This window comes from Pseudomonas wayambapalatensis, assembly GCF_049942315.1.
In the GTDB taxonomy this organism is placed as follows: Bacteria; Pseudomonadota; Gammaproteobacteria; order Pseudomonadales; family Pseudomonadaceae; genus Aquipseudomonas; species Aquipseudomonas wayambapalatensis.
Map to the genome: position 1 here is coordinate 1 of NZ_JBNFMU010000013.1, position 5,867 is coordinate 5,867.

At 65.6% G+C, this 5,867-nt stretch carries 4 protein-coding genes; all 4 read left to right on the forward strand.

What is annotated here, in order from left to right; all coding sequences use genetic code 11:
- Nucleotides 1–386: 386 nt before the first annotated feature.
- Nucleotides 387–1,811, forward strand: coding sequence for an aldehyde dehydrogenase (aldA, locus tag ACPZMI_RS00115; protein ID WP_426351418.1), 1,425 nt, complete (start codon nucleotides 387–389; stop codon nucleotides 1,809–1,811).
- A gap of 82 nt (nucleotides 1,812–1,893) precedes the next feature.
- Nucleotides 1,894–3,186, forward strand: coding sequence for an MFS transporter (locus ACPZMI_RS00120; RefSeq protein ID WP_186707731.1), 1,293 nt, complete (start codon nucleotides 1,894–1,896; stop codon nucleotides 3,184–3,186).
- Nucleotides 3,183–4,400, forward strand: a complete 1,218-nt coding sequence (locus ACPZMI_RS00125) for a mandelate racemase/muconate lactonizing enzyme family protein (protein ID WP_426351419.1) — start codon at nucleotides 3,183–3,185, stop codon at nucleotides 4,398–4,400. The genes ACPZMI_RS00120 and ACPZMI_RS00125 overlap by 4 nt, the downstream gene beginning before the upstream one ends.
- 54 nt (nucleotides 4,401–4,454) lie before the next feature.
- The coding region (locus ACPZMI_RS00130) for a GMC family oxidoreductase (protein ID WP_426351420.1) at nucleotides 4,455–5,867 on the forward strand (1,413 nt) is incomplete at its 3' end.

The following is a 5,867-nucleotide window of genomic DNA, read 5'->3' on the forward strand; positions in this document are numbered from 1 at the left end:
GGAGCGGGCTTGCCCGCGAAAGTAACACCGCGATGCATGGCACCGGCTATGCCGGTGATCGCGGGACAAGCCCGCTCCCACAGGGATTGGGCAGGCCTTTAGATTTTGAACAAGACAGTTGCTCCCACAGCTAACACCGCAGTATTCAGAAATTGCAAAGCTGTTGTAGGCAGTTCGGCGCCCCGCTTGCCCGCGAAGCAGTCCCCACCACCCCTCAAGTAACATGCGTTTTAAGCACATTACCCCCACGCATTAATCGTTTGTTCCCCGTCCCTCCCTGCGACAAATTGTTCGCCATAACCCACAAGAAAACCGTTGCGCCAGCGCCGCCCCGTGCCCGCTCGCCAGCCCTTGTGGGCCCGTTCACCCCGCAAGCGGACACCTTCATGCGTACAGAACACAACTTCATCGACGGTCGCTTCGTCGTCGCCCCCGAGCAACCCGCCCTGAGCGTGTTCGACCCGGCCACCGACGTGCAGGTCGGCAGCGTCAGCGCCGCCAGCCCTGCCCAGGCCATCCAGGCCGTCGAAGCCGCCAGCCGCGCCCAGCGCGCCTGGGCCGCCCTGCCCTCGATCGAACGCGCCCAGCACCTGCGCCGCCTGGCCGACGCCCTCGAAGCCTGCGCCGACGACATCGGTGCAGCGCTGGCCTGCGAATCCGGCAAGGCCCCCGGCGAAGCCCGCAACGAGGCGCTGTACGCCGCCGAGATCACCCGTTACCACGCCGAATGGGCACGCCGCATCGAAGGCGAAGTGATCCCCAGCGACACCCGCGACGAAACCATCCTGCTCAAGCGCGAAGCCATCGGCGTGGTCGCCTGCCTGATCCCGTTCAACTACCCGGTCTACACCCTGCTGCGCAAGGTCGCCCCGGCGCTGATCGCCGGCAACACCGTGGTCGTGCGCCCAAGCAACAACACCCCGCTGTCGGCCTTCGCCATCGCCCGCGCCGTGCAGCAGGCGCAATTGCCCGACGGGGTGATCAACATCCTGGCCATGCAGCACGACGTTGCCGCCACCCTGTGCACTCAGCCAGCAGTCGGCATGATCACCCTCACCGGCAGCGTACGCGCCGGACGCACGGTGCTCGAATACTGCAAGGCCAACATCGCCAAGCCGTCGCTGGAACTGGGCGGCAAGACCCCGGCCATCATCGAGCCCGATGCCGACCTGGAGGCCGCTGCCGCCGCCATCGTCGCCTCCAAGACCACCCACTGCGGCCAACTGTGCACCGCCATCGAGCGCGTCTATGTGCAGGCCAGCGTACACCAGCGCTTCCTCGCCCTGCTGCGCGACAAATTCGCCGCCGTGCGCATCGGCAACCGCGCCGAGGATGCCGCCTGCATGGGCCCGCTGATCAGTGCAGGCTCGCGTGACGAGATCCACGCCAAGGTGCAGCGCGCCGTCGCGGCCGGGGCCCGTATCGAAGCCGGCGGCTACCTGCCCGAGGGCCCGGGCAACTTCTACCCGGCCACGCTGCTCAGCGGCTGCCGCCAGGACATGGAGATCGTCCAGGAAGAGACCTTCGGCCCGGTGCTGCCGGTAGTGGCCTACGACACCCTCGACCAAGCCCTGGCCATGGCCAACGACCACCAGTTCGGGCTGTCGTCGGTGCTCTACAGCGAGAACTACCGCAGCGCCATGAAGCTGGCCAACGCCATCGAAGCCGGCGAGCTGTACGTCAACCGCACCCCTGCCGACCCCTACCAGGGCTACCACGCCGGCTGGAAACGCTCGGGGTTGGGCGGCGATGACGGCAAGCACGGCATGCTCGAATTCACCCAGACCCGCCTGGTGGTCCTCAAGTACTGACCCGCGCAGGGCACGCTGCCTGCGTGCCCTGCTCCACTGCCCTGCGACAACCCCGACGACAGATCCGCCCACGAGAACAACAATGAAAAAAACAATAAATACCGAGGCGCTCAGCGTGCCCAGCACTTCTGCCAACTTCTCGCGCTACCTGCAACTGGCCCTGCTGGTGCTGGCCGCTGGCGCCATCTACCCGATGCTGTACCTGCGCCAGGTGTACCAGAGCACCATGCTCGAGGCGCTGTCGATCAGCAACAGCGAGCTGGGCTACCTGTACTCGATCCTCGGCACCGCCTTCCTGGTCAGCTACCTGCCCAGCGGCTGGCTCGCCGACCGCATTTCACCGCGCTTCCTGATCAGCTTCTCGCTGGTCGGCACCGGCCTGCTCGGCGTCTGGTACGCCCAGTTGCCAGGCTTCGAAGCGCTGCTGGCGATCTTCTGCGGCTTTGGCATCACCACCGGCCTGACCTTCTGGGCCTCGCTGATCAAGCGGGTCAAGATGATCGCGGGCGAAAGCGAACAAGGCCGCTTCTTCGGTGTGCTCGATGGCGGCCGAGGCCTGGTCGAGGCGCTGCTGGCGACCATCGCCATCGCCCTGTTCGCCCAGGTCGCCGACAGTGCCGGCGGCAGTGCCGTGGGCCTGACCCGGGTCATCCACTTCTACGCCGCCTGCTGCGTGATCCTGGGCCTGGCGCTGATGCTGGTTCGCGACCCGCAGGTCAAGGCCGACACCATCAAGGCCCGCGAAAAGGCCAACCTGCTGCACGACCTGCGCACCCTGATGGCGATCCCGGAACTGTGGCTGGTCACTGCCATCGTGTTCTGCGGCTACCACTTCTTCTGGGCCACCTACAGCTTCTCGGCCTACCTGCAAGAGGGCGGCTTCGGCCTCAGCGCCACCGCCGCCGGCCTGATCACCACCATCAAGCTGTGGATGCGCCCGCTGGGCGGCATCGGCGGCGGCTGGCTGGGTGACCGTTTCTCCAAGACCGGCGTGCTGGCCTGGGCCATGGTCCTCGCCGCCGTCGGCATGATCGGCCTGATCGTGCTGCCGAGCCTGCGGGTGCTGGGCGTGCTGGTGTTCCTGGTGATCTTCATCGGCCTGATGACCTACGCCATCCGCGGCCTGTACTGGGCCATCCTCGACGACTGCCAGGTGCCGCTGCGTGTCACGGGCCTGGCGATCGGCATCATCTCCCTGGTCGGCTACTCGCCTGACGTGTTCCTGCCCCTGCTCAACGGCTGGATCATCGATCACTTCCCAGGCTTCCTCGGCTACCAGATCTACTTCTCCTACGTCGTGGTGATGGGCCTGCTCGGCGTCGTCGCCACCCTCATCCTGAACAAACGCATCAAGTCCAAGGCGGGCAAAGCATGAAGATCGTATCCCTGCAAACCCACGTGGTGGCCGTGCCACCGCCGCATGTCGGCGGTATGTACTGGCTGTTCGTCACCCTCAAGACCGACTGCGGCATCGAGGGCGTCGGCGAGATCTACGCCGCGACCTTCCACCCGCGCGCCATGGTGCCGGTCATCGAGGACGTGTTCGCGCGCTACCTGCTCGACCAGGACCCGCACCATATCGAGCGCTTCTTCCGCCGCGCCTACTCCAGCGGTTTCACCCAGCGCCCGGACCTGACCATGATGGGCGTGGTCAGCGGCCTGGAAATGGCCTGCTGGGACATCATCGGCAAGGCCGCGAACAAGCCGGTCTACGAGCTGCTCGGCGGCCAGGTGCACGAGCGCCTGCGCTCCTATACCTACCTCTACCCGGTCAACGCCCAGGGCGAGTACGACTACAGCGACCCGGACCTGGCCGCCGAGTGCGCCGTGCAGAATATGCAACTGGGCTTCACCGCGCTGAAGTTCGATCCGGCCGGCCCCTACACCGCGTTCTCCGGCCATCAGCTGTCGCTGGAGGTGCTGGAGCGCTGCGAAACCTTCTGCAAACGCATCCGCGAAGCGGTGGGTAACCGTTGCGACCTGCTGTTCGGCACCCACGGGCAAATGGTCCCGTCGTCGGCGATCCGCCTGGCCAAGCGCCTGGAAAAATACGATCCGCTGTGGTTCGAAGAGCCGATCCCACCGGGCCAGGAAGAGGCCATGGCCCAGGTCGCGGCCAAGACCAGCATTCCGGTTGCCACCGGCGAGCGCCTGACCACCAAGTACGAGTTCTTCAAGCTGCTGCAGGCGGGCGGTGCGTCGATCCTGCAGATGAACGTCGGGCGCTGCGGCGGCCTGCTCGAGGGCAAGAAGATCGCCAGCATGGCCGAGGCCTACTACGCGCAGATCGCCCCGCACCTCTACAACGGCCCGATCGGCGCGGCGGCGAGTTTCCAGCTGGCGGCCTGTACGCCGAACTTCCTGATCCAGGAAAGCATCGGCACCTGGGATGGCTTCCACGCCGAAATCCTCAACAAGCCTCTGCAATGGGAGGACGGCTACATCATCCCGTCCCGCGAGCCGGGCCTCGGGGTCGAGCTGGACATGGACGTGGTACGCCGTCACTCAGGCTACGAAGGCGAGCGCCTGCACCTGCAGATGGCGCCGCATCCGGTCGACGTCAAGGACGCCTCGCCGGCCAAAGGTTGAGCGTCAAGCCGCCCCGGCCTCGGGGCGGCCCTCTATTCACAGGGTTAGCGATACATGAACGATTTTGACTACATCATCGCCGGCGCAGGCTCGGCCGGCTGCATCCTCGCCGCGCGCCTGAGCGAGTCGGGGCGCCACAGCGTGCTGCTGCTCGAAGCCGGCGGCAAGGACAGCTCGCCATGGTTCAAGCTGCCGGTGGGCTTCGCCAAGCTCTACTACAACCCCACCTTCAACTGGATGTACTACACCCAGCCCCAGGCCCATCTGGCCGGGCGCAACCTGTATGCACCGCGCGGCAAGGTGCAAGGCGGCTCGGGTTCGATCAACGCGATGATCTACGTGCGCGGCCAGGCCCATGATTTCGATGACTGGGCCGCCAATGGCGCCGAGGGCTGGTCGTTCAAGGACGTGCTGCCGTATTTTCGCAAGCTCGAATCGCACCCGGCCGGGGCCAGTGAATACCACGGCGCCAACGGGCCGATCGGCATCACCCCGATGAAAGGCCAGGCCCATCCGATCTGCGATGTGTTTCTCGAGGGTTGCGCGCAACTGGGCTATCCGCGCAGCGAAGACTTCAACGGCAAGCACTTCGAAGGGGCCGGCATCTATGACGTCAACGTGCGTGATGGACGACGCAGCTCCAGCAGCTTCGCCTACCTGCACCCGGCGCTGGGTCGCCCGAACCTGCACATCGAGCATCACGCCTTGGTCGAACAGGTGCTGCTCGAGGGCAAGCGCGCGGTCGGCGTACGCATTTCGCAGAACGGCATGGCGCGCGAGTTCCGTGCCCGGCGCGAGGTGATCCTGGCGGCCGGTGCGGTGGACACGCCAAAGATCCTGCAACTTTCCGGCATCGGCGACCGCGCCCTGCTCGACCGGCACGGCATCGACACCCGTCACCACTTACCGGCAGTGGGCAAGAACCTGCAAGACCACCTGTGCGTGAGCTACTACTACAAGGCCAATATCCCGACCTTGAACGATGTGTTCGGCTCGCTGCTGGGCAAGCTGCGGCTTGGCCTGCAATACCTGCTGACCCGCAAGGGGCCGCTGGCGCTGAGCGTCAACCAGTCCGGTGGGTTCTTCCGCAGCGATGCCCAACAGGCGCACCCGAACCTGCAGTTGTACTTCAACCCGCTGTCGTACCAGATTCCCAAGAACAACAAGGCCAGTCTGCAGCCGGAGCCTTACTCGGGTTTCCTGCTGTGCTTCAATCCGTGCCGACCGACCAGCCGCGGCGAAGTCCGCATCGCCTCACGCGATCCGCGTGAGCCTGCGCTGATCGATCCGAACTACCTGAGCACGCAGAAAGACATCGACGAGGCCATCCAGGGCAGCCGTCTGATGCGCTCGATCATGCAGGCCCCGGCGTTGCGGGCGATCACGGTCGAGGAAGTGCTGCCGGGCCCGGCATTGGACGATGACGCGAGCATGCTGCAGTACTTTCGCGAGAACTGCGGGTCGATC